This window comes from Pedobacter sp. MR2016-24, assembly GCF_026239655.1.
Taxonomy (GTDB): Bacteria; Bacteroidota; Bacteroidia; order Sphingobacteriales; family Sphingobacteriaceae; genus Pedobacter.
In genome coordinates this window covers 283,482-309,358 of the sequence record NZ_JAPIVO010000008.1, presented here as the reverse complement: position 1 = coordinate 309,358, position 25,877 = coordinate 283,482, and the positions used below count along the sequence as shown (strand labels likewise).

General features: G+C 44.6%; 21 protein-coding genes. 16 read left to right on the top strand and 5 right to left on the bottom strand.

Annotated elements, in window-relative coordinates; translation table 11 throughout:
- The first annotated feature begins 5 nt into the window (after nucleotides 1-5).
- From OQX62_RS22070 to OQX62_RS22015, 12 genes are read left to right on the top strand one after another with little or no spacing between them, the layout of a single operon-like run.
- Entirely contained in the window at nucleotides 6-1,517 is a 1,512-nt protein-coding gene (locus OQX62_RS22070) for a RagB/SusD family nutrient uptake outer membrane protein (RefSeq protein WP_265833832.1), read from the top strand.
- A gap of 49 nt (nucleotides 1,518-1,566) precedes the next feature.
- Nucleotides 1,567-2,229 carry a fasciclin domain-containing protein gene (locus tag OQX62_RS22065; protein ID WP_265833831.1) on the top strand — a complete coding sequence of 221 codons (663 nt, stop codon included), beginning with the start codon at nucleotides 1,567-1,569 and terminating at the stop codon, nucleotides 2,227-2,229.
- Nucleotides 2,230-2,246: 17 nt separating this feature from the next.
- Nucleotides 2,247-3,818, top strand: coding sequence for a hypothetical protein (locus OQX62_RS22060; RefSeq protein ID WP_265833830.1), 1,572 nt, complete (start codon nucleotides 2,247-2,249; stop codon nucleotides 3,816-3,818).
- Nucleotides 3,819-3,824: 6 nt separating this feature from the next.
- Nucleotides 3,825-5,810, top strand: a complete 1,986-nt coding sequence (locus OQX62_RS22055) for an FAD-dependent oxidoreductase (RefSeq protein WP_265833829.1) — start codon at nucleotides 3,825-3,827, stop codon at nucleotides 5,808-5,810.
- 1 nt (nucleotide 5,811) lies between these two features.
- A complete protein-coding gene (locus tag OQX62_RS22050) occupies nucleotides 5,812-7,263 on the top strand; it encodes a glycosyl hydrolase family 28 protein (protein ID WP_265833828.1) in 1,452 nt (483 codons plus the stop codon).
- A complete protein-coding gene (locus tag OQX62_RS22045) occupies nucleotides 7,260-9,044 on the top strand; it encodes an FAD-dependent oxidoreductase (RefSeq protein WP_265833827.1) in 1,785 nt (594 codons plus the stop codon). The genes OQX62_RS22050 and OQX62_RS22045 overlap by 4 nt, the downstream gene beginning before the upstream one ends.
- Nucleotides 9,037-11,244, top strand: coding sequence for a GH92 family glycosyl hydrolase (locus OQX62_RS22040; RefSeq protein WP_265833826.1), 2,208 nt, complete (start codon nucleotides 9,037-9,039; stop codon nucleotides 11,242-11,244). Before OQX62_RS22045 ends, OQX62_RS22040 begins: the two co-directional genes overlap by 8 nt.
- 2 nt (nucleotides 11,245-11,246) lie before the next feature.
- Nucleotides 11,247-12,698, top strand: a complete 1,452-nt coding sequence (locus OQX62_RS22035) for a sialate O-acetylesterase (protein WP_265833825.1) — start codon at nucleotides 11,247-11,249, stop codon at nucleotides 12,696-12,698.
- A complete protein-coding gene (locus tag OQX62_RS22030) occupies nucleotides 12,698-14,914 on the top strand; it encodes a GH92 family glycosyl hydrolase (RefSeq protein ID WP_265833824.1) in 2,217 nt (738 codons plus the stop codon). The genes OQX62_RS22035 and OQX62_RS22030 overlap by 1 nt, the downstream gene beginning before the upstream one ends.
- Before the next feature lie 21 nt (nucleotides 14,915-14,935).
- On the top strand, nucleotides 14,936-15,502 hold the full coding sequence (locus OQX62_RS22025; RefSeq protein WP_265833823.1) for a hypothetical protein: 567 nt from the start codon (nucleotides 14,936-14,938) through the stop codon (nucleotides 15,500-15,502).
- 7 nt (nucleotides 15,503-15,509) lie between these two features.
- Nucleotides 15,510-16,793, top strand: coding sequence for an MFS transporter (locus OQX62_RS22020; protein WP_265833822.1), 1,284 nt, complete (start codon nucleotides 15,510-15,512; stop codon nucleotides 16,791-16,793).
- Between the two features lie 23 nt (nucleotides 16,794-16,816).
- Complete coding sequence (locus OQX62_RS22015) at nucleotides 16,817-18,241, top strand: sialate O-acetylesterase (protein ID WP_265833821.1); 1,425 nt, start codon at nucleotides 16,817-16,819, stop codon at nucleotides 18,239-18,241.
- Nucleotides 18,242-18,319: 78 nt separating this feature from the next.
- On the opposite strand, the gene OQX62_RS22010 is transcribed toward OQX62_RS22015, so the two are convergent.
- Genes OQX62_RS22010 through OQX62_RS21995 form a run of 4 tightly spaced genes read right to left on the bottom strand, consistent with a single transcriptional unit; the run spans nucleotide 18,320 to nucleotide 21,112 of the window.
- Nucleotides 18,320-19,294 (bottom strand): DUF5777 family beta-barrel protein, encoded by a 975-nt coding sequence (locus OQX62_RS22010; RefSeq protein WP_265833820.1) that lies wholly within the window; start codon nucleotides 19,292-19,294, stop codon nucleotides 18,320-18,322.
- Nucleotides 19,291-19,839, bottom strand: coding sequence for a YceI family protein (locus OQX62_RS22005; RefSeq protein WP_265833819.1), 549 nt, complete (start codon nucleotides 19,837-19,839; stop codon nucleotides 19,291-19,293). Before OQX62_RS22005 ends, OQX62_RS22010 begins: the two co-directional genes overlap by 4 nt.
- A gap of 12 nt (nucleotides 19,840-19,851) precedes the next feature.
- Nucleotides 19,852-20,217, bottom strand: coding sequence for a c-type cytochrome (locus tag OQX62_RS22000; protein WP_265833818.1), 366 nt, complete (start codon nucleotides 20,215-20,217; stop codon nucleotides 19,852-19,854).
- A 7-nt stretch (nucleotides 20,218-20,224) separates the two neighbouring features.
- Complete coding sequence (locus OQX62_RS21995) at nucleotides 20,225-21,112, bottom strand: hypothetical protein (RefSeq protein ID WP_265833817.1); 888 nt, start codon at nucleotides 21,110-21,112, stop codon at nucleotides 20,225-20,227.
- 174 nt (nucleotides 21,113-21,286) lie between these two features.
- On the opposite strand from OQX62_RS21995, the gene OQX62_RS21990 reads away from it, so the two are divergent.
- Nucleotides 21,287-21,892, top strand: a complete 606-nt coding sequence (locus tag OQX62_RS21990) for an RNA polymerase sigma factor (protein WP_265833816.1) — start codon at nucleotides 21,287-21,289, stop codon at nucleotides 21,890-21,892.
- Nucleotides 21,893-21,898: 6 nt separating this feature from the next.
- Complete coding sequence (locus OQX62_RS21985) at nucleotides 21,899-23,260, top strand: hypothetical protein (RefSeq protein WP_265833815.1); 1,362 nt, start codon at nucleotides 21,899-21,901, stop codon at nucleotides 23,258-23,260.
- A gap of 20 nt (nucleotides 23,261-23,280) precedes the next feature.
- On the opposite strand, the gene OQX62_RS21980 is transcribed toward OQX62_RS21985, so the two are convergent.
- Nucleotides 23,281-24,150: an AraC family transcriptional regulator gene (locus tag OQX62_RS21980; protein WP_265833814.1), complete on the bottom strand. Its 870-nt coding sequence runs from the start codon at nucleotides 24,148-24,150 to the stop codon at nucleotides 23,281-23,283.
- A 146-nt stretch (nucleotides 24,151-24,296) separates the two neighbouring features.
- Here OQX62_RS21980 and fucP point away from each other — a divergent pair, with 146 nt between their 5' ends.
- Together fucP and OQX62_RS21970 are read left to right on the top strand one after the other, a co-directional pair.
- The gene (gene fucP / locus OQX62_RS21975; RefSeq protein WP_265833813.1) at nucleotides 24,297-25,541 is read left to right on the top strand and encodes an L-fucose:H+ symporter permease; all 1,245 of its coding nucleotides are present in this window, start codon (nucleotides 24,297-24,299) and stop codon (nucleotides 25,539-25,541) included.
- Nucleotides 25,541-25,876 (top strand): L-rhamnose mutarotase, encoded by a 336-nt coding sequence (locus tag OQX62_RS21970; RefSeq protein WP_265833812.1) that lies wholly within the window; start codon nucleotides 25,541-25,543, stop codon nucleotides 25,874-25,876. Before fucP ends, OQX62_RS21970 begins: the two co-directional genes overlap by 1 nt.
- The last annotated feature ends 1 nt before the right edge of the window (nucleotide 25,877 follow it).

Here is a 25,877-nt window from a genome sequence, read left to right as displayed (position 1 = left end):
TCGTCATGAAAATAACTCATATAAAGAAAATGAATTCCTGGAAGAACAGTATGTGTTTACTGGTCCTGCTGGTATTGAGCAGTATCACGCCATCCTGCAAAAAATTCCTGGAAGTGGATCCGATCAGTGAGATCCCTGCAGATAAAATGTGGAAAAGTCAGCGGGATGTGAATGCTGGCCTTGCCGAAATGTATTCTTCTTTCAGAATAGCCTTAAATGCAAACTATTTCTCCTGGGGGGAAATGCGGTCGGATAACTTCGTCCTGTTCAGTGAGCAGCCCACAGAGAATGGAAAACTGATTTTAAATCAGCTGACAACTGACCTGGTCAGTGCCAACTGGAATACCCTTTATAAGGTGATCAGCAATGCGAACTTCGCGATCAAAAATATTCCGGATGCTGATATTACAGATGCAGTTTTAAAAAATGATTACCTGGCACAGGCCTATGCTATGCGCGCGCTGAGTTATTTTTATGCAGTAAGGGTTTGGGGGGATGTGCCTGTCTATCTTGATCCGATAGATAATATTGATAAGGGTGAATTCAGACCCAGGACAGCTATGAAAACTGTGCTGAGGGATCATATCCTGGCAGATCTGAAAATGGCGGAGCAATTGATCAACCCGGGCAATCTGGAAAGAAAAAGACTGTCACGCAACGCGATTTATGCCATTCAGGCGGATGTTTATATGTGGCTGGAAGATTATGATAGTGCAGATAAAACGATAGATAAACTGCGTTCGAATGTCACCTATACCAATTTTCAGCCTGATATGTCGCTCATGAAAAAGCAGTTTGTGGAGGATCTGAATAATAAGGTAAACGACAATGACCCTACAAAAGATGAATATGGACCGGCAACGAATGAGATGATTTTCGTGATCCACCAGAATGTGTCGGAGGCAGGACTTAGTAATTACAGCCTGATCTGGCTGCTGCTGGGCAGCGGTTCAGGTCAGGGTTCTACGGTAGTGCTTTCGCCTAAATTGCAGGCAATTTATACCGCAGCAAATGCCGCTACACCGCGTGATAACCGCTTTGAAAATTACCTGGCACCTTCGGGTGGCGGAACAACCACTTACCAGGTGCACAAATACATCGCGAATGGTACTTCACTGCCTTATCAGAATTTTGTCAATTGCCAGATGGCCTATCCGGTATACCGTTTCACAGATATATTGCTGATGCAGGCAGAAGCCAAAGCACAGCTGGATAAATGGCAGGATGCACTGGATATCATCAGGACCACGGTGAGGACAAGGGCAGGCGTTGCCGCAAGCACAAGGCCACTAAGCAGTTTTTCATCAAGGGAACAGGTGGTGGATTATGTACTGAATGAACGCCAGATTGAACTGGTAGGGGAAGGCAAGCGCTGGTTTGATCTGGTCAGAACAAAACGGGCAGTAAAAGTAATGCAACCTATTAACGGGATGAGTAATGTGAACCAGACTTTATTCCCTATCAATCAGAGCTTAATCAATCAGAATAAGGCACTGGTGCAAAATCCAGGTTATTAATCCCTGCCACAGGCATACAGATTTCATATCCACTAAAAGAGAATCATCAATGAAACCAATACTAAAAAGATATACCTGCCTGCTGCTGATGCTGCAGGTATGCAGCTTACTGACCTTAACAGGTTGTAAAAAACTGGCTTTACAAAAAAGCTATGCATATGAAGGAGAGGCAATAGACACGCATGTGAACATGACTACCTGGCAATTTATGCAGAGCAGACCAGATGTCTTTTCTTTAATGACGGAGGCTGCTGAATATGCAGGTATGAAAAGTGTTTATGAACAGACAGATGCAAAATATACGTATTTGCTGATCAACAATACGGGCATGACCAGCTTTATTACCAAATATGGTTTTAGTTCCATTAAAAATATTGATGCAGAGAAAGTGCGCAAACTTTTGCAATACCATATCATAGAGGGGGAATACCATGCTTATGATAAGAAACTGCCGACTGAACCGATTTACGTGAAGACGCTGCTGGCGGGGGAAGATGGCTTATTAACGATCAAGGTCAATAAATCCTCAGCAAACTCGGTCGGTTCTCCGATTACCAATGGAAATATCATTGTTAACCTGAGACCAAGCAATTTTGTGAGTGCCAGCATCAGCTCGGTTACCACCAATATTCTAACTACCAATGGTGCAATTCATGTTTTCCCGGCTTTTGCCTACTATAAGCGTGATGCCAATTATGTTCAAGCATTTTAATTCATTGTCATATGTTAATGAAACAAGTTATGGCCTTAATGGCCGCTTTCCTGATCCTGGCAGCAGGATGCAGCAAAGACCGGGAAATGGATTATTCCAATACGAAAGCACCGGAAATCAAGTCGATCCTGGATGTTATTCAGCCGGACTTAAACAAGGCGGATAATATTCCACTGGTATGTGTGGTATTCGCCGAAGCAGGTTTACAGTCGGTTAAAATGAAGATTGTTAAAGCGGGTGTAGAAACGGATTTTAAAGAAATTACCACCTTCTACGACATTACGCAGTATTCGGTGAAAGAACTGCCTTTGTGGGATGATACCTTCCAGTCTTTTAAAATTATTGCTACCGACAGGGCAGGGAGAACGGTGGAGAAAGTGATCCCGATCAGTGTGACCAGGTATCTGGCGGCACCGGTGATTACTTTTCCGGTAGCTGAAATCTTAATTGATGAAAACTCGGGCAGCATCGTGATCCCCCGTACAAAATTCAGCGTAACTGCGGCATCAGCGATAGCAAAGGTAGAAGTAAACCTGTTTTCTGCAGCAGGTACCACGCCTGTTCCCCTGAATCCTGCTTTAGGCACAGAGCAGCTGACTTACGAATTTGATCAGGAAATCCTGTACAAAGCCGGGGATAATGCACTGCAGGTTTCCGTGACAGATGCTTACGGGAAAATTAAAATTGAAACCTTGCCCATCAGGTATATTGCTATACCATTGCCTGAACTGAAAGTGGCCGGATCAACCACATTGGAGCCGATTATTGCGGCCAGTAATACTACTAAAACGTTAAATTTTACCGCTACTTCTGGCATAGGAATCAATGCGATCAGGGTGTACAAACTGGAGAAAAACGTTGTTACAGAAATCACAGCGGCTGCAAAAACTTATACTTCAGAAAAAGCGGTCAATTTCATTGCTGATCTTCCGGCCTTTACACCGACCACTACAGGGATCAGAATTACAGCATATGACCAGCTGGGCAGATCAACTACAGTTGATATCCAGACCATTATTGACCTGAATTATCATCCCAATGCGAGGATTGGATCGCAGTTTTATTCAAAAGTGGCAGATCCGGCTTACCCGGGGGTATTCTGTTTCTATTCTGTGAAGGATATGAAAACATATTCCCTGGCACAATTCTATACGAACAGGCCAAATATTGATCTGTACTTCTATTTCTTCGGCGGTGCAGTCCGTTTATATCAGGCATCTACCAACAGACCCGGAGAGGCCTGGTCAGGAGATGTGGCCAATGGCATTCCACTGATGGAAAACTGGACGGGTGTACCAAGAAATGCCACTAAGATCAAAAAGTTTACGCCTGGTTCCTTCGCTTTTAATTTCGATAATGTTACCTCAGCAGAGCTGAAGGCCAGTGCCGTACAAACTTATCTGAACAGCGCACAGGTAACGGCAGATTTTGCCAATTATGTGGCGGGCGAGGTTGCCTTTTTCCAGACAGCGGCAACTTCCACCAGCGGGGCTAAGATTGGAATGATGAAAATTGAATCTATTACAGTAGATCCTAAAGATACGACCAAAGGATTTTATACTGTATCGTTTAAGGTTGTACAGCAATAATATAGAATGAAGAGACTAATTTGGGTGTTTTGTGGTTTGGTTTTGGTTTTGAGCGCGTTTACGCGTTCAAAACCAATTAAAAGCTACGATCTGATCATTTACGGCGGCACATCATCGGGTGTAATTGCGGCTTATGCTGCTGCAAAAGAAGGATTAAAGGTAGCTATCCTGGAACCGAACCTGCATTTGGGCGGTTTAACGACCAGCGGACTGGGGCATGTGGATATCGGCAATCCTGAGACTGTAGGGGGCTATACCATGGAATTTTTGAAAAGGGTAGGTGCACATTATAAAATGAACCGTTTTTGTACGGAAATGGAGAGCTCTGCGGCAGAGAAGGTGTACCTGGAAATGATGAGTGAAGCAGGCGTAGATGTGATTTACCAGGCTAAACTGCAGGAAAAAACCGGGGTTCAGAAAAGGGCCGGTAAAATAACAGCGTTGTTCCTGTCCAATGGTGATACCTATGGTGCAAAGATGTTTATTGATGCCACTTATGAGGGAGATCTGATGGCCTGGAGTCAGGTTCCTTATCGTATAGGCAGGGAAAGTAAAGAGGAATACAACGAATCTTCAGCGGGAATACAGCAGTATAAGGTTACCGGAATACTAAAACCGGACAGGATTAATGAAATCAGGCTGCTTGGTAAAGATTTTCCGCTGGATTATCTATTTGATGAGACCGCAACTCAGGGCGGTGCAGACAAAAAGGTACAGGCCTATACTTACCGCCTGTCTTTAACCACAAAGGCTGACAACCGTATCCCTTTTGTCAAGCCTGAAAATTACCAGCCGGAAAGATACAGGGATCTGCTAAATAAGATTCATAAGGAGAAACTGAGGACTTTCGATCAGGTCACCACAGTTTATCCGATGCCCAATGAAAAAGCAGACATCAACCATTTAGACCTGGTGAATGCCTCATGGAATTATGCGGATGGCAGCTATGCTGAACGTGATGAAATCGCAAATTACCATAAAGCATACCAGCAGGGCTATCTTTATTTTTTAGCAAACGACAGTCGTGTACCGGATGAGCTGAGAAAAGATGCCCGGCGTTATGGTTATCCGAAAGATGAATTTGCTGACCATGGCAACTGGCCTTATCTGCTCTATGTGAGAGAAGGCAGGAGAATGTCGGGAGCTTACGTGATGAAACAGCAGGATGCGTGGGACAATATTCATAAGAAAGATGGTATTGCGATGGGCTCGTATTTTATGGACTGCCATACGGTACAGCAATTTATCACTCCCAAAGGACAGCTGGTGCATGAAGGAGAAATGGAACATGCGCCTTTCAGACCTTATGAGATCCCTTATGCTGCGCTCATTCCCAGGGCGGCAGACTGTGAAAACCTTTTTGTCACCGTGTGTTTGTCGGCCTCACATACTATTTACGGCTCACTAAGAATGGAGCCTGTTTTCATGATGACGGGACATGCGGCGGGGGTAGCGGCTGCGATGGCGATCGGAGAAAATATAACGGTTCAGCAAGTAAATACAGATCAGCTCCGCACAAAATTACGGACACAGCAGCAGATCTTGAAGTATGACACAAAACCGGGATTTTTCCTGAATAAAGATAGCAGTGCTTATGTAATGGACGATACTGATGCCGTATTTAAGGGCGAGTGGCTGCATTCTATCAGCTCAGCACCCTTCCTGTTATACAATTACCGGTTTGCCAGCCAGTCTGCCACACAAACAGCATCTGCTACTTATTTCCCTGAACTGAAAGAAGATGGAATGTATGAAGTAGCGTTAATGTACTCGGCCGATAAAAACAGGAGTAAAAATGCATTAGTTATGATCGACTGTGATGAGGGCCGTAAAGTGGTAGCTGTGGATATGACCAGGAAGGCGCCGGCAGGTTACTGGCATACATTGGGAGAATACAAATTTTCAAAGCAGCACAGGCCAAAGATTGTCTTATCGAATCAGGGCAACGGCGGAGTTGTGATTGCGGATGGTTTAAGATTTAAAAAGAAATAAAATGAAAAGAAGACTGCTTGTTATACTTACCCTTTGTTTTACTGCATTCAGCGGATTTGCATGGAAGGCTGAATCAGAGGTGATCATCTATCCGGCACCTGCGGGCGAAACGCTGAGTCGTGCTTACCAGGTGACCGCTGCCGGGAAAAACGTGCCTGTTTATGTTGCAAAAGTAGCTTCGTCCGACCGTAAGCTGCGCTACAAAGCGATGGATGACAAGATAAATTCTGCGCGCTATTTTGAAGAGGCCGCGTTCAGTTATTTTGATTTACCGGGGAGTGCTACAATTACTGTCAGTGCAGCCTCAGTGATTAAAACGGTAAAAATCCTGCCATCTTCCTATCAGATTGCAGCGGAAATCAAAGCGGGTAAAGTCATTTTTCAAATTAAGGCCGGTCAGCAGGTAACGGTAGAAATCAATGGTGAAATCATCCAGTCCTTACATATTTTTGCGAATACGATAGAAAAGAATAAACCTGATGCAAATGACCCGGATGTATTGTTTTATGGTCCGGGGATCCATGAGATCAGCCGACTGGTAGTTAAAGATAACCAGACCCTTTACCTGGCCGGCGGTGCTATTTTAAGAACTGTTATCGGGGAAAATGAAAAGGCATCCACCACGCCAACAAGCGGATTAAAAAATAAACCCTATCCGCCATCGATCAGTTTAACTGGTAAAAACATCAAAGTAAGGGGCAGGGGAATTATTGATGCATCGGCCTGTCCAACCCATTCCCGCAACATGATCATGGTTCAGGGCGAAAATATCAGCATTGAGGGTATCATCTTACGTGATGCTCCTTTATGGACGCTGCCCGTGCGGCAGTCGGCCGGTATCCATATTGATAACATTAAACTGCTGGGTTACCGGGCCAACTCTGATGGCGTGGATATCTGCAACAGCAGCAATGTACTGGTTGAAAATTGTTTCATCAGAACACTCGATGATCTGGTGGTGATCAAGTCTTTAAAAGGTAAAGGGGATACGAGGAAGATTACCGTGCGCAAATGTGTACTGTGGAACGAAGTGGCACATGCCTTAAGCCTGGGTGCAGAAATCAACGAGAACATACATGATGTCTTGTTTACAGATTGTGATGTGATTCATGATCAGGCCAGGGAGTGGTCTTTAAGGGTTTATCATTGTGATGGTGGTCTGGTCAGCAATATCCGCTTTGAAAACTTAAGGATAGAAGAGTCTAAAAAATTTATATCCCTGTGGATCAATAAAGATGTGTGGACAACGGATGAGCACCGGGGACATATTGACAATATCAGTTTTAAAAATATAATGGTAAAAGGAACACCGCTGACGGTAGAGTTATTGGGTTATGGTCCGGAGAATCTGGTGAACAAGGTCTCCTTCAAAAACATCACCTTAAATGGTGAAAAGTTAAAGGCTGCTCAGGTAAAGACAAACGAATTTGTAAAACAGGTAAATTTCAAATGATGAGAAGATTATGGCTGTTATCGCTGTTGCATGTGATAACTATGGCTGCCTTGGCACAAAATAAGTATGATATTGTGGTGGTGGGTGCCAATCCGGGCGGAATTACTGCCGCCATTGCTGCAGCCCGTATGGGTGAGAAAGTACTGGTACTGGAACGTACGCATCATATCGGAGGTTTACCGGCCAATGGGCTGGGCGCTACAGATATTGACACCAGGGGGGCAACCACAGGTTTATTTTTAGAATTTGTACAGCATATTAAATCACATTATATCAAAACCTATGGCGAAAATTCCCAGCAGGTAAAAGATTGCAGAGAGGGATATCATTTCGAACCTTCGGTAGCAGAGCAGGTTTTTTTGCAAATGATAGCTGCATATCCGGATATTACCGTCCTGAAGCGCCGGCAGTTTGATGCGCTTGACAAAAATGTAAAGATCCGTAAGGGGTTGGTCAGCTCTATCCAGGTAACGAACCGGGATAATGGTAAAATTGAACACTATACTGCTGCAGTATTTATTGATGGTACCTATGAAGGTGATCTTGCAGCGGCAGCAGGTATTCCATTCCGGGTAGGGCGTGAAAGCCGGAAAGCATACGGCGAAACTGGTGCAGGTAAAATTTATAAATACTGGGAGGGACCGGAAATAGCTGCCTTAAGCACACGTGAAGGGGATACCGCCATCCAGGCTTATAATTACCGGGTAAACCTGACAAAGGTAGCCTCAAAAAGAATTCCTTTTGAGAGGCCTGCAAACTATAACAGGGAAGAATATATCTCACTGATTACTGATGTGCTGGAAAACAGGCAGCAGGCCATCGGTCCGATGAAGCATGGAATTGATGTGGTGGTCAACAGTGTACTGATCCCCAATGGGAAAGTAGACGCCAATAACCAGCATGCTGCCCTGATCTCTACAGATTTACCGGAAGAAAATTACAGGTGGCCTAAAGCCGGCTGGGCCTGGCGGGATAAATTTGCGGAAAGGCTCCGGTCATATATACTGGGACTGCTCTATTTCGCAGCGAATGATCCTGCTTTACCGGCTGCATTCCGGGCTGAAGTCAATGAATGGGGATTGGCCAGTGATGAATACCAGGATAACCAGCATTTTCCGCGGCAGGTCTATGTCAGGGAAGGAAGAAGAATTATCGGGAAGCATATATTCACTGCGAATGATGCATTGGCTGTAGCGGGAAAAGAACGTCCGCCGCTTTACCGGAGCAGTATTACTGCCGGGCATTATTCGCTGGATTCCCATGCTACATTAAAAAGAGAAGCCGGCAAGCCGGTGCTGGAAGGTTTTTTAAGTTATAAAACACAGCCCTATACCGTACCAATTGAGGTGATGTTTAGTGAAAAGATCAAAAATGTGCTATGTCCGGTTCCTGTATCAGGCACGCATATCGGTTTCTCTACTTTAAGAATGGAACCTTGCTGGATGGCACTGGGACAGGCCGCAGGGGTAACCGCTGCGCTGATGCAGCAAAACAGGATGGCAGTTCAGGATATTCCGGTACTGCAGGTACAGCAAATATTACTGGAGCAGCAGGCTACACTGATTTATTTTTCAGACCTAACGGTAAAGGATCCCGATTTCAAAATGGTGCAGCTGATGGGCCTTCAGGGCTATTTGCCTGATTACAAAGCCAGACTGGACGATCCGGCAGATGCCGAAACCATCAGGTTGTGGGAAGGCTTGTCAGGCAAGAAACTGCAGCAGTATAGCAACGGCGGCTCCAGAAGAAGCTTATTAAAACAGATGTATCACAATGAATAGAAGAGGGAGAGAAATGGAACCAATCAGACAGCAGCTATTTAAAATATTAATTTGCAGCCTTCTGCTTTTAGGCGCACTGCAACCGCTTTCCGCACAGGAAGGGCATTCAAAATACGTGAATCCCTTTATCGGAACAAGTGGTTTCGGACATACCTATCCGGGCGCAACAGTACCCTTTGGTATGGTACAGCTCAGTCCGGAAACAGGGAATTTCAAATGGGATTATACCTCGGGATACCAGTATGCAGACAGCACGCTGCTGGGATTTGCACATACGCATTTAAGTGGTACGGGCGTAAGTGACCTGGGCGATGTCCTGATTTTTCCTTTCCAGGGAGAGTCGTCCAAAATGAAAAGCAGTTTTTCAAAACAGACAGAAAAGGCAGAGCCGGGTTATTACACGGTGCTGCTTAAGGAAGGAAATATCAGGGCAGAACTGACCGCCAGTGCCAAGGTGGGCGTACACCAGTACACCTTCAGCAAGACGGGCAAAGCTTCTCTTTTAATCGATGCCCAAAATGGCCTGGTCAATTCTCCCAGGGAACTGGGCATGCATATCCTGGAAGGTCAGCTGGAAGCAGAGGGAAATCAGACCATCAATGGTTATATCCAGTCTAAAAAATGGGTGACGAAAAGAACATATTTTACCATTGTATTTGACCGTCCCTTCATTGCAAACCATTTTACGGATGGCGACAAAAAAAGGAAGCTGATAGTGGATTTTGAAGTCAGCAAAGGGACGAAAATAGGACTCAAAGTAGCCTTGTCCACAGTCAGTATTGCAGGTGCAAAATTAAACATGCAGGAAGCTTCCGGTAAAACTTTTACAGCGATCAGAACTGCTGCAAAAAGGGAATGGGACCACTATTTATCGGCAATGGAGATTACAGGCACGCTGGCGCAAAAGCAGAACTTTTATACCAGTCTTTATCATTTACTCATCCAGCCAAATAATATTGCCGATGCGGATGGGAAATACCGCGGTGCGGATGACAAGGTACACCAGTCTGCAAATAAAAACTACTATTCCACACTTTCATTGTGGGATACTTTCAGGGCAGCCCATCCCTTGTATACTATTTTGTATCCGGAACGGAATGCAGAAATCGTCAACACCATGGTTGATCATTTTGATGCTGCCCAAACCTTACCGGTGTGGACACTGGCGGGGAAAGAAAACTGGTGTATGATTGGTAACCATTCTATTCCGGTGATCGTTGACGCATATTTAAAGGGGCTGCCGGGATTTGACGCAGAGCGTGCTTACCGGGCCATAAAAAAAACACTGACCACTAATGGTAACCCTAAGCATGACTGGAAACAATATGATAGCTATGGCTACTATCCGTCTGACATGACCAAAACAGAGGCGGTGTCACGTACCCTGGAAGCCGGCTTTGACGACTGGTGCGCGGCACAAATGGCACAGCGTTTAGGGAAGACTGAGGATTACCAGTTCTTTTTAAAACGGAGCGGCTTTTATAAAAACCTCTTTGATCCGTCCGTCCGTTTGATGCGCGGAAAAAATACAGATGGCAATTGGGTGAAGCCTTTTGATCCCCTGAAGGTTTCACATGCCAGTACATCTGGCGGGGATTATACGGAGGGTAATGCCTGGCAATATTCTTTTCATGTATTACAGGATGTACCCGGACTGATTTCGCTCATGGGCGGAAATGAGCCGTTCATTGCTAAACTGGATTCCCTGTTTACTATGGATTCGAAGGTGTTCGGAGATGGTGCGCTGGTGGATGTGACAGGTTTAATTGGTCAGTATGCACATGGGAATGAACCCAGTCACCATATTGCCTACCTCTACAGCCTGGCCGGAAAAGCCTGGAAAACGCAGCAGCTGATCCCTGAAATCCTGGCCAACCAATACAAAAATAAGCCTGATGGTTTGAGCGGGAATGATGACTGCGGACAGATGAGTGCCTGGTATATCTTCAGCTCGCTGGGCTTTTATCCGGTGAATCCGGCGGATGGAAAATATGTATTCGGCACACCGGCTTATACAAAGGCATCACTAAAGCTGGGGAGTAAAACGCTGCACATCAATGCAAAAAATCTTTCTCCTGAAAATCGTTTTGTACAGTCGGTCGTATTAAATCACAAAGCAATAAAAGAAGGTTATATCACCCATCAGCAAGTGATGGCAGGTGGACAATTAACCTTTATCATGGGGCCAAATCATTTATAATCATGCGTAAAAAAATATATCTAGTACTCATCGCGCTTTGCTGCGCTTTCAATGTGAATGCATTTATCGTACTGCCGGATGTCATTACCGACAATATGGTATTGCAGCAGAAAGAAAAATCTACCTTCTGGGGCAAAGCTGCACCGGGTAAGTCTATCACAATTATTCCCTCCTGGAACAATAAAAAATACAGCACCACAATTGATGCGAACGGCAACTGGAAGATCAGAATTGACATTCCCGCTGCAGGCGGACCTTTTCAGCTTTCTTTCAATGATGGTGAATTACTGGTACTTAAAAATATAATGATAGGAGAAGTTTGGTTGTGCTCGGGACAGTCCAACATGGAAATGCCGCTGGCAGGATGGGGTAAGATCAAAAACTACCAGCAGGAGATTGCAAATGCAAATTACCCGAATATCCGGATCCTGAAAGTGAAGAAAACCATCAATAGTCACCCGCAACATGATTTTCAGTCGAACACCATGGGCTGGCAGGAATGTGCTCCTTCCACCATATCAGATTTTTCTGCCACGGCTTATTTCTTTGCGAGGAGAATCATCCAGGATAAAAATGTGGCGATTGGTTTAATCGATGCCACCTGGGGCGGTACCGTTATTGAATCATGGACCAGTGCGGAGGCGATTGCTAAGGTAGCAGTATTTACAGACACGGTCAGAAAATACGCGTCTATCCCTGCCGCGACAAAACTAACGAATCCCAACAAGCCTGCCTTGCTTTTTAACGGGATGATCAATCCCTTGCTGCCGGTAACCATAAAGGGGGTTATCTGGTACCAGGGGGAGAGTAATAATTCAAGGGCCTACCAGTACCGTGAACTTTTTCCATTGCTGATCAATGATTGGCGCACGAAGTTCGGGCGTGCAAAAATGCCGTTTCTGTTTGTGCAGCTGGCGAATTTCCAGGCTATTTTGCCTCAACCGGCAGACGCTACCTGGGCTGAACTGAGAGAGGCACAGGCTATGGCCCTGCGTTTACCCAATACAGGTATGGCTGTAGCTATAGATATCGGAGAAACCGGAGATATTCATCCTAAAAATAAACAGGATGCCGGTAAAAGACTGGCCTTACTGGCTTTGAGAAAGGTTTATGGGCAGGATGTGATTGATGAGGGACCTGTTTACCAATCCTATAAAATTGAAGGGGCTAAAATCAGGATCAGTTTTAAACCTTCGGTTGCAGCTTTGAAAACACAGGACGGAAAAGCCCTGACAGGTTTTGCAATTGCTGGTGCAGACCGGAAATTTTATTGGGCGACTGCTGAAATCAGCGGTAACAGCATCATCGTTTCGTCGGATCAGGTTAAAAATCCGGTTGCAGTACGCTATGCCTGGGCCAATAATCCGGTATGTAATTTAATCAATGCAGCAGCGCTGCCAGCCTCACCTTTCCGGACGGATGACTGGCCCGGAATTACTGATCAGAAGAAATAATGAAGAGAAATTTTAAAGCAGGAATTGCATTCCTGGTCGCTATAGCACTATCGGGCAGTCTGGCTGCCCGGCAAAATCAGCTGCCCAACCCTGGTGTCCTCCAATATGTGGATCCTACAATTGGCGCTGTTGGTCATTTACTGGAACCTACGCGACCAACGATGCATTTGCCCAATAGCATGGTAAGGGTTTACCCGATCCGGAAAGACCAGCTGGATGATCAGATCAGTTATTTTCCGCTGAGTATGTATTCTCACCGGATAGGGAATCTATTTTCAGTCATGCCTTACCGGAATGCAAAGCAGCCGGTCAGGGCCACGTCGGATCTGGAAAAAACTGCACCGCATTATTATACCGTTGCGCTTGATGAGCCGGGAGTAAGAGTGGAGTTTTCTCCCGCTGAGCGCAGCGGTTTTTACCGCTTTACGGCTACGGCTGTGGCACCGGTAAAGCTGAGAATCGGGGTCATAAATGAAGGAAATATGACACTGACAGGCAAAAGAATCATCACAGGCACTGAACAGTTCAAAGGAATGCAGGCCTTTGTATATGCGGAGCTGGATACAGCTGTCACCTTAGTACAGCGCAAAGACCCACAGGCTAAAATTATATTTCTGGAAACCAACGCTGCGGTAGTCCAGTTCAAATATGGGATATCTTTTATCAGCATCGAACAGGCGAAGGCCAATCTGCAAAAAGAAATTCCGCACTGGTCTTTTGATCAGGTGAAAAACAGGGCAGCGGCAATTTGGGAAAAAACTTTAGGTCAGATTCAGGTGGCAGGAGGCACTGCTGTACAGAAAAGAGCTTTCTACACAGCCTTATACCGCAGCTATGAAAGGATGGTGGACATCAGTGAGTATGGCAGATATTACAGTGCTTATGACCATAAAGTGCATACCGATAAACGTCCCCACTATGCAGATAACTGGATTTGGGATATGTACCTGGCACAGGAGCCATTGCATACTATCCTTGATCCTGAAAAAGAAGGAGATAAAATTCAATCCTATGTAAAAATGTATCAGCAGTCCGGCTGGATGCCTTCTTTTGCCCTGGTCTTTGGGGATAACCCCTGCATGACCGGGAACCATGCTGCGGCCTGGATGGCGGATGCCTGGTTTAAGGGGGTACGCAATTTTGAGCTGAAAAAAGCCTATGAGGGTGTTCGCAAGAATTCGCTGGAAGCCACGCTGCTGCCATGGAAAAATGGCCCGCGTACGCAGCTGGATAGTTTTTATGCGGTACATGGTTATTTTCCGGCACTGCGGACGGATGAAAAAGAGACCGTGGCCGGAGTTGATCCTTTTGAGAAGAGGCAGGCGGTAGCCATAACTTTACAGCAGAGTTATGATGACTGGTGCCTTTCCAGGCTGGCTAAAGTAGTGAAGGCGGATAAAGACGAAACACTGTTTGTAAAGAAGGCAGGTAACTATAAAAATGTATTCCGGACAGATAAAGGTTTTATGTGGCCAAAAGATAGCGAAGGGGAATGGATTGAACCATTTGATCCCAAGTTTTCCGGTGGTTTGGGCGGGCGGCAGTATTTCACGGAGAACAATGCCTATACCTATAACTGGGATGTGAAACATGATCTTTCCGGATTATTCACCCTGATGGGAGGAATTGGCCAGGCAGAAGCAAAGCTGGATCAGTTGTTCCGTGAGGATTTAGGTCGCGGTAAATATAATTTTCAGGCTACTTTTCCGGATGCGACAGGACTGGTCGGCCAGTTTGTAATGGGCAACGAACCCAGCTTTCATATCCCTTATTTATACAATTATATGGGGGCACCCTGGAAGAGTCAGAAAAGGATCCGCAGTCTTTTAGCTACCTGGTTTGGCGATCATCTGTTTAGCATTCCCGGTGATGAAGATGGCGGTGGGATGAGTGCATTCGTGGTCTTTTCCATGATGGGTTTTTACCCTGTAACGCCGGGAATTCCAGTATATACGATTGGAAGCCCTGTTTTTAACGAGATGTCCATCAAGCTAAGCAATGGTAAAATCTTTACCCTTACTGCCAGGAACAACAGCGAGACAAATAAATATATCCAGTCTGCAAAGCTCAATGGCCAAACCTGGGATAAACCCTGGTTCAGTCACGATGACGTGATCAAGGGCGGAAAACTGGAACTGGTGATGGGTGAACTGCCAAATAAAACCTGGGGCAGTAAAATAACAGATGCACCGCCATCGGCCATGCAGTACAACTAATCAGCAACCAAATATATTCATATGAAAAAGATCATTTTAACAGCAGCATTTGCACTTACTATTTTAACGCTTAGCGCGCAGGTTTCTGTAGAAACTCTCGGAACCGTCACTGCAAATACAACGATCGCCGCCCATCAGGCGGCAAAAGGTTTCGCCAATAAACAACTGAGCTTTTCAGGCAGTGGCGAACTGCAGCAGCAGGGCTCATCCGAAGGCAAATACACAAATGCTTCGGGAGGGGCCAACCTTCGCTTTGCGAATGTGCCGGAAACAGATTTTGTTATCAGCGGTATCAATACCATTGAAATCATGATGCCGGTAATTGGCTTTGGTATTTTAAAAGGTCCCGACAGTGCTAACGGATCGGAACTGGTAGTAGAATACAGTACTGATGGCGGATCAAAATGGGCAGCCATAAAATATCCCGCTTTGCCAACAGGTGCGGGCACAGGTCTGGTCTGGAATTACAGGGAAACTGCTCCGATCCCAAAAGTGGCGAACTTAACAGTCAGGTTCAGGCAGACGGGCAAATTTGTCGTTTTCCGCATTGATGATATTGCAGTGAAGTCTTTACAGGGAAGCAATTAAGGATAAGATGGTTCAAAATACTAAAAATCAGGCCAAAGGCAATGCAGACAGGGCAGATGCCAGTGCTGAAAAAACAGATTTCCAGCATTTATTCAGCATCCCTGTCATTGTAGCTGCCTTGGGTTATTTCGTCGATATTTATGATTTACTGCTCTTTGGCATAGTGCGTATGCCCAGCCTGGCCTCAATGGGCCTGTCCGCAAGTGAAATGTCATCCGTAGGGGCTGCCATTTTAAACTGGCAAATGACCGGCCTGCTGATAGGCGGAGTGTTATGGGGTGTTTTAGGAGATAAAAAAGGAAGGCTTTCCGTCCTTTTCGGTTCTATTCTGACTTATTCCATTGCAAATATTGCCTGTGGTTTTATCCAGGATCCGGGCATGTATAAAGTATTCAGGTTTATTGCCGGTATAGGACTGGCAGGTGAACTGGGTGCGGGTATTACCCTGGTATCAGAAATTTTGCCTAAAAGACTGAGAGGTATCGGAACTTCTCTTGTTGCCGGCGTAGGTCTGCTTGGTGCCGTTGTCGCTTATTTTACAGTGGAATATTTTGAATGGAGAACTGCGTATTTTATTGGCGGAGGCATGGGGATCAGCTTGCTCTTATTAAGGCTGGGTGTTTTTGAATCGGGCGTATTTGAACATATCAAATCAGATAAACTGGTGAAACGGGGTAATTTCTTTTCCCTCTTTACCGATAAAAACCGCCTGAAGAGATACCTGAGATGTATTGGTATGGGGCTGCCCACCTGGTTTGTTATTGGTATTCTGGCTACTTTCAGTAATGAATTTGGCACAGCCCTGCATCTGCCAGAGGCAGTTAAGCCCGGTTTATCTATCATGTGGTGTTATATCGGCTTGTCCGCAGGTGATGTGGCGAGCGGTTTTCTCAGTCACGGATTAAAATCCCGCAAGAAAACTGTGTTTATTTTCATGCTGCTTACCCTTTTTGCTTCAGTGCTTTACCTGTTCGGGAACCTGAAGAGTGCCCATGGCATGTATATCACTACACTGATCCTTGGATTGGGGATTGGTTACTGGGCGATGTTCGTTACCATTGGCGCAGAACAATTCGGCACAAATTTACGCGCTACGGCGGCGACAACCATACCCAATATGGTGCGGGGCACCGTAGTCTTGATGACCACTGCTTTTGCTACGCTTAAAACCACTTTGCCGGTACTGCAGGCTGGTGCAGTTGTAGGGGTAGTCTGTTTTGTCATCGGCTTTTATTGTATCCTGACCCTGGAAGAAACGCATGACAGGGATCTTGATTTCCTGGAAGAATAGTTTAAACGTGATTTGAATTATACATGAAGAAAATAACAAATCTAACAGGCTTAACGGCAATCCTGTTGATATTTACGGCATTAGGTGCAAGAGCGCAGCTCAGGTTGCCGAATTACTTTTCAGACCATATGGTCATGCAGCGGAATGCGGACTTACAAATCCGGGGCTGGGCGGTACCGGGGGAAAAAATTCATCTGCGTCTGGCCCAGCATAATTTCCAGTGTATTGTTCAGCAGGACAGCACGTGGACAATAAAAGTACCCGCTTTTCAGGCAGGGGGACCCTATCAGCTCAGGGTGCGGTCAGGAAAGGAAAATAAAACCATACAGGATATTTATTTCGGAGATGTATGGTTTTGCAGCGGACAAAGCAATATGAGTTTCAGGGTAGACCAGGCGAAAGATTACGATAAAGAGGTGAAAGATGCCTCATACCCCTTCATCCGGGAATTTGCAGTGCCACTTACCACTTCCCTGGCGCGGCAGCAGGATATTGGCAAATCTCAATGGAAAATGGCCGGAGAAGGAACTATCGGCAGCTTTTCTGCCGTTGGCTGGTTCTTTGCGAAAGAAGTGTACAAAAAAAATAAGATTCCCATCGGTATTGTTCATGCTTCGTGGGGAGGAAAACCGATTGAACAGTTTATGGGTAAAGATGACCTGCAGGCATTCCCTGCGCTGACCGCTAAACTCAGTCAGCTGAAGTTGCCATTAAAAAACGGATACCCTACAGGTATCTACAATGCAATGATTTCCCCTTTTTTCAGCTACCCGGTTAAAGGCGTATTATGGTACCAGGGGGAGGCAAATTCAGACTGGCCTGTTTGCTTTGGTTATGAACAATTATTAAAAGTAATGGTTCAATCCTGGCGGAAATCATGGGCTGATCCGGACCTTCCTTTTCTGCTGGTTCAGCTGGCTAATTATAACCAGAAAGTAACCAAAGTAATGCCGGTATCCGGATGGGCAATTGTACAGGAAGCACAATACAAGGTGTCAAAACAGCTGAAAAATATAGGTTTAGTCGTTACAAATGACATCGGAAATCCTTTTGATGCGCATCCGGTCAATAAACAGGAGGTGGGCAGGCGACTTGCTGCCCTGGCCTTCCATGAAGTTTACGGCGATCGGTCGGTCGCCGCATACGGTCCGGCTTTCCGCTCAGCAAAAATACTAAACGGTACAATAATCGCCAGTTTTGACCATGTGGATGGAGGAATTGTTGCAAAAGATAGCGTGGATACGCTGCGTGGTTTCACCATAGCAGGAGAGGACAAAAAGTTTTATCCGGCAAGGGCAATAATCAGGAACAGGGAAGTTACGGTTTCGGCCCGCGAAGTGGCCAGGCCAATGTACCTGAGGTATGCTTTTACAGATAATCCGCCTCCTGTGAATTTTTATAACCGGCAAGGTTTTCCGGCACTGCCTTTCAGAACAGATGAACAGTAACACAAACAGTAATCCCGGATAAGGATTACTGTTTGGTATAATGATATGATGAATGCATCAGCGATCTCTGCATTCGTGCTAAGACCGCTTATCTTTTTTCTTATCAAATGAGAACCTGCGGGCTATACTAAAGCCCCACCTGTATTGCCCTTTTAACCATGAGCTGGTGGTTTGCGGGATAAACTGCATCTCCTGAATAGCGGTTGCATTAGTAAAGTTGAGATGGAAAATATGTCCGCCTGTTTCCATTTCCAGGCCTACACCTAAAGTGTTATAGAATTTCACCCCATTGAGTTGCTCCAGGTAGGCTTCATCATCTTTATTCCTGAAAGGCATAAAATAATCAACTACCAGTGCCATTCTTTTGGTGATTTTTGCGCGGGCTCCGGCGCCTACAGAAAACATATTGTTCTGATCCCTGAAGGCGGTAAAATTCCGGTGTACATAACCAGGCGTTAAGGAAACAGAGAAACTGGAATTAAATTTCCTTGCAAAGATGATCTGGGTAACATAATTCATCCGGTCTGTCAGGTTACGGTAAGCAGTCGCTGATGCAGGATCGTCACTGGCCTTCACGGCGGCAATGGTATTGCTGCCGAACAAAGTCACTGCTACGGGAACATAATCATCTGTAGTCTGCTCCAGCAGTCTGTACTTCACATTAAATTCGTACAGCTGCTGCACGGTGGTCGCTCCTTTTGCCCTGGCAAATCCTACATTCAGCCGGTCACTGATCCCATAATCAAAACCGATACGTACATCAGTTGAATTGTCCAGTCCAAAAAACTGCCTTAATCCACCATTGCTCCCTGCAATATCCCCAAAACGGTGATCTACTTTAAAGTCGAGCTCATGTTTGTAAATCGTTTCATTGGTGTGGCCATTAATGAGTTTGGTAGACTTAAAAGTAGCGCTTACCTTTTCATGTGCAGGCGCTGTATTTTCCAGGTCCTTTTCCAGTTCGGTCTGTCCATAACTGGTGAGTGACCTGGAAACCAACAGTAAAAGGATTAAGCATTTTACCACGTTAAAATAAAAAGGTTTTGTCGTCATGATTTTTTGGGTTGATAAGTTGCCGATATGCGCACGTCGACAAATTCCGCGATGTTTTTAAATACGATAGAAGGAACCTTGATCTGGTGATCCTCAATTTTGACCCTTATTGTAGTGCGGGCAGTGATTACTCCTTTGGCCACTACAATATTGGCTTTACTTTGGTAAGCTTTTGTAACGCCGTGTATATCCAGGGTACCCTCGACATTTACGGTATAACTGCCATCCTTGCTCAGGTCTACATCGTCTGTGATTTTCCCCCTGAAAATTGAAAAAGGATATTTGTCACTCTCTATATAATTTTCATTGAAATGCTCCTGCATCAGTTTTTTTTTAAACTGAAAAGAGGTATTCGACACTTTAAACACAATGTTGCGGGATTTAATATCCACTACGGAACTTGCAGTAGTGCTTTTCCCTTCAATATCTTCAACAGGAGTACTGGAGAAAAACGTAATGGAGGTCGCTTTACTTACAAAAATATTTTGGGCTCCGGCTGCCATGAAAGATAAGCAGAGGCCAAATAGCAGAATCATTCTTTTCATGAGATCAGTTTTTTAGTTGTTAAGTGTACCCTGGTCAAACCAGGCCTGGAGCGATTGCAGGTCGGACGCAGTAATCGTTCCGCCCAGCGGCATAGATTTTTTTACCAGTACAGCATCTTTTATCCGGTCTGCATTAGCGGTGACCGAGGTATAGCCATTAAAGCTCCAGATGGCTGCTGCAGAACGGCCCGGCGCATGGCATCCGGCACATTTGGTTTGCAACAGGGGCTGCACAAAACTGGCGAAACTTACATTTGTACCCGGCTTTTCAGTCGGGGGCTGATCAGGTTTGATCTCCTCAGCCTGCTTTTTTGAACAGCAGGCCAGCAGGAGGTAAACAAATGCAATAGCGATGGTGGTGATCGGATATTTTAACATATGAAATTTATTTAGTTAAAGCTGGCGTGTTTACAGTCAGGATAGGCCATACGCCGGGTGCAGGTACGCTTACTCCTTTAGTTTCACCACGTTTGGCATCACCACCGAAATAATAAAGCGGATGTCCTTTATAGGTCAATTGTTTTTTACCTGCTGCAGTGATTTGTACAATGACATCTTTTTTGATGATAGATGGTACGTTCAGGATCTCAGATTCAAAGATGGGCCAGAGCGCATTGTTGCTTAAGTCTGCTTCGGTATAGGTATTTACATTAAATGTATCTGGTGCGTAAGCATATAAGGTTTTACCTGCTGCATCCGTCAGGTAAACCGTTTCACCTGTACCTTCAACACCTTCGGCGGTATAGTTTTTCGTATCACGGCCCACCAGTTGTGTTTTGGCAAACATGACTGAATAATCAGGTTTTGCAACAAACCAGGTTCCCCCTACACCGTCACCTTTAATATCTGCTTTCGTCGCATCTCCGCTATAGTAATACAATGGCCAGCCTTTATAAGTGGTTTGTTTCCTGCCGTCTGCACGTGTGATGGTCGCAATATCTGTAGCCGCTACTCCGGCTGGTGCAGTTTCATTGCCCGCATAATAGACCGGCCAGGCTAACAGGCAGCCATCTACACATCCGGAAGTGCCGTTCGCATCTATTGCAAATGCATATAAAGCTTTTCCGTTACCATCAGTAAATACACTGCCAAATGTAGTTGAGGTGGCTAACTGCAAACCGGAGCTGGCGGCAGTACCTCCTGGTGTAACAGGATTACCATACGGATCTTTCCCCGCGTCTTCCGGAGCATCGTTATTTTTTGAGCATGAAGCAAAGACCATCAGTCCTGCCAGGCTTATTAAAGCCAGATTTCTTTTAAGAATTACCAACATAATTTCTTTACTTTTAGAATGAAACGATATATTTAATCGATTGTAGCGATTACGTTACATTACTGCTGCCGGTTGCCTGTGCAAGCAGATAAATAAATTTTTTTTCGGGGCAACCTTTTGTAAAAACTGTCCGTATACGGGGTAGAAAATGACTCAGCTTAAATCATAAAAAAGGTGCAGAGAATCATCAGCGGGTGCATCAAAAAAGACAGGTCCAGTCAGTACTTACTCTATAAAGAATTTTATAGTTATGGACTGGCTATATGCAGACGTTATGCATTAGATGACGAGGATGCTGCGGATGTGCTGAATGATGGTTTCCTGAAAATATTCAACAACATAGAGAAATACGATCCCGAAAAACCATTTAAATCATGGATCGGAAAAATTATCACCAATACTGCGATAGATCATTACCGCGCCAATCTAAAATTTGCTGACCATGAGGATGTAAGCACCCTGGAACATATCGGTGATGCGGCAATAGTTTATAGTCAGCTGGCCTACAAAGAGTTGTTGGCACTGATCCAGGGACTATCTCCTGCGTATCGCACCGTGTTCAATCTGTATGCTATAGATGGGTATTCGCATGAAGAAATAGCAGAGCTGTTAAAAATTTCTACGGGTACTTCGAAATCCAATTTATTTAAAGCGCGACAAAAATTGCAAGAGAAGCTGGCAACAATAAACGGTAGTTTAAAAGCAGATGTTAGCTTCATTGCCAGACAAGGGGTTAATCCTATAAATGTTAACAATGAAATGCCAGCAAAAAATCGATAAATAGTGATGGAAAACGAGAACGATATAGATCAGCTATTTAAAAACGGACTAAGTGATCCTGAAATTCCTTTCAATGAACTGGACTGGGAGAAAATGGAGCGTAAACTGGATGGAACAGAAAACAAAAAACGCCTGATTCCAATGTGGTTATATACGGCGACAGGTATTGCCGCAGTGTTGACGGTGGTATTATTCTGGTTGCTCTCCACTCCTGTGGAAATTAATAAAAAGGGGGGCGAAGAACTCTCCTCGGTTGAACCGGTAAAACCAGGGATTAAAAAGGCAGAGCTGGAAAATAACACTGCGGATCTGAAAATGAATCGTGCTGAGCATCAAATAAATTCAGCAGATACCCATATCCACCAGGAAACAGGTCAACAGTTCTATTCACAAGTGCAAATAGCCGGGAATATCAGTGGCAGGACAACTGCCGTGGGATTGATGACTGAACAGGCACCGCCTGTTTTGCCTTTATTAAGTGCCATTACCGCAAATGATGGCATAAATTCAGGTATTAATCTGATGAGACCAGAGGTCAATCTACAGGTTTCTTCTACATTAGCACACTCAAGTAAAGAGGTTGCGGATGTCAGCACAGCTGCTGAACGCGATAGGATAGCGCTGGAAAAAAAGGCTAATGCATTGGCGCAGAGTAAAGATCCTTTCGAAAAAATTACGCCCACTGAAATTGCAAGAAGTGTGCAAAAAAATATGGAAACAGCGTTGTCCCCACGAAATACCTTAATTCTGAGTGCTATGGCTGCTCCTGATATTACTACGGCAAAACCGAGCAAATCCTCAAAGGTGAGTTCCAACCTGGGGATGCTGGCAACTTATGCATTGAGCCCGAAATTCAGCGTGACTTCCGGTGCGATTTATGCTAAAAAATATTATAACTCTGCGGGTACCGCTCCGCAGGATAATCCTTATGCCGCGGCGCAGGATTGGGAGGTAGATGCAGACTGTAATGTGCTGGATATTCCACTGAATGTGAACTACAAGCTGTTAAATAAAAAGCGGCTTTCTGTGAGTGTGAATACTGGCTTATCGAGTTATTTTATGCTGAAAGAAAAGTACGAATTTATTACCGGGGCTGCCGGAGCGGGGCAGCAGGTGTCTACATTGGAAGTGCAGAATCAAAACAAACATCTTTTCGGTATAGCAAATATTTCGCTCAGCTTCGACCATCGGATAAATGAATCTTTCAGCGTAGGGCTACAGCCTTTTGCCAAGCTACCGCTCACGGGAATAGGAAACGGAAATGTAGATTTGAAGTCGGTAGGGGTATCGTTTTCTCTGAATATAGGCCTGTTTCCGGCTAAAAAGACGGGTAAGTATGCAGTTGTAAAGTATTCATCACTAAAATAGGCTGGAACTGCAGGGCTGAATTACACAAGTAAATGTGTTTCCTGATAAAGTTTCGGGGTTTTCCCTGTAATGGTCTTAAAACTTTTATGGAAGCAGGAGAAGTTGTTAAAGCCAGATTCAAAGCAGATCTGCTTAATATCCAGTCTGTTTTCGAGGATCAGTTTACAGGCATAACCCACACGGATATCTACCATGAACTTAGAAAATGTTTTTCCTGTCCGGGTTTTAAAATAGCGGCAGAAAGAATTAGGAACCAGATCTGCAACGGCAGCAATTTCTTCCAGCTGGATTTTCTTCTTGAAATTATTCAGCGCGAAATTATAGATGTTATTCATCCTGTCATTTTCTGCTGCCCTGAAGTCGGCCTTAAACCCTAAAGAAGACAGTATTTCAATTTTAGGCATGCCCGCCACCATCATCAGGCAATCCAGCAGCGCAGTGATTTTGTTCAGCCCTTCAGCTATGTAAATCTTTTCCATCTGCTGGGAAATTTTCTCCGCTTCATCGCCACGGATCAGAATCCCTCTTTTCGCCTTTTCTAATATATTTTTGATTGCCTTGGTCTCCGGCAAATGCAGAAATCTTTCACCAAGAAAACTCTCATAAAAATGGATTACTGTAGCATGCGGTTCCTCGGCCCTGTCTTCCTCAAAATAAGAAGAGTCGTAACGCCAGTAATGCGGAAGGTCACTGCCTAACAGCACTACATCACCCGGTAAAAAACGCTCAATATTATCCCCCACAAATTGAGTTCCTGTGCCATTGTGAAAACAAACCATTTCTACTTCGGTATGGTAATGCCATCTGTTATTTACATTAGGCGATGTATCTTTTCTCACACTAAAAGATTGATCGGCGTTTGTTTGTATTTTAAGATGCTGCGGCTTCATCAGGTAAATATATACAGGAATTTGTTTATTTTTAAATACTAATGTTAATATACCTTAATAAATTGATAAGATGAATTGTTTCATCAGCTAAATCATACTTACTTTCGGCTAACCGATATAAAATTATAACCCTGTATATTTAAACGATGAAAAAAAATCATTTCGCGGTAGTGCTGATTACATCCCTCTTCTTTTTATGGGGATTTGCACTCAATTTAAATCCTATATTGATTCCGCATTTAAAGAAAGCCTGTCAACTGACAGATACACAATCTGCATTTATTGACTCTGCTTCTTATATCGCTTACTTTTTACTGGCTATCCCTGCAGGAAAATTCATGAAACGCTTCGGTTATAAGGGCGGTATTGTATTGGGACTACTGTTGTTTGCCACAGGAGCTTTCCTGTTTTATCCTGCAGCAGAGACCAGGTCATACGTTTTTTTTCTGGGCGCGTTGTTTATTATTGCGAGCGGATTAACCTTTCTGGAGACTGCAGCAAACCCATATATTACAGTTCTGGGCGATCCGGAAGGGGCTACACAGCGACTCAATTTTGCACAATCATTTAACGGACTGGCTTCTACGCTTGCACCGCTATTGGGAGGAATGTTTATCTTATCGGGTGAAACACTGAGTCCTGAAGCACAGGCTGCAATGAATCCAGCTCAGCTGAACACTTACTTTGACCATGAGGCATCTGCTGTAAAGCTGCCCTTTATGATTATTGGTTTAGTAGTATTGCTGATCGCTATATTTTTAATGCGTACACCTTTACCTGAAATACAGGATGAAGAGGATATGGTCGATAACAATGGTTCACTGTTCAAACAAAAGAACCTGGTATTGGGCGTTGTTGCCCAGTTTTTTTATGTAGGTGCACAGGTATGTGTCAGCAGCTTTTTTATCCGTTTCTCCGCTCAGGTAGCAGGTATAGCAGAAAAATCTGCTTCGATGTTCCTTGCGGGTGCCCTTTTTGGTTTTATGGCGGGCAGGTTTATAGGGACTTTCCTGATGAAGTACATTTCACCATCAAAATTACTGGCGGTATATAGTCTCATCAATGTGGTGCTGATCATAGCCGCAATCGTATTACATGGCAAAGCTTCCGTATATGCGTTAATGGGGGTAGAATTCTTTATGTCTATCATGTTCCCGACTATTTTCTCTTTAAGTATCAGGGGATTGGGTTCCAGAATGAAAGAAGGATCTTCTTTTGTAATCATGGCGATAGTCGGAGGTGCGGTTTTTCCCGTATTAATGGGAAGAGTATCTGATATGACAAATATCCAGACCGCTTACCTCGTACCGGGACTCTGCTTTTTAGTCGTTTTCTATTTTGCACTACGTAACCTTAATGTGAAAAAGGTTAAAATTATAACAGCACACTAATGAAAAGATATTGTTTAGGCCTTGGCCTTGTTCCAGATGATCGGCTGATCGCTGAATATGAAGAAATCCACCGGGCGATATGGCCGGAAATAAAAGCAAGCATACTGAAATCCGGAATCACTGATATGGAAATTTACCGGGTAGGTACACTTTTATTTATGATCATGGATACAGATGAAAGCTTTACCTTTACAAAGAAGGCAGAGATGGATGCTGGGAATCCAAAAGTGCAGGAATGGGAAGAATTAATGTGGAAATACCAGCAGGCACTGCCCTCTGCGAAACCTGGTGAAAAATGGGTTTTGATGGACAGGATTTTTGAACTGAATAAATAAT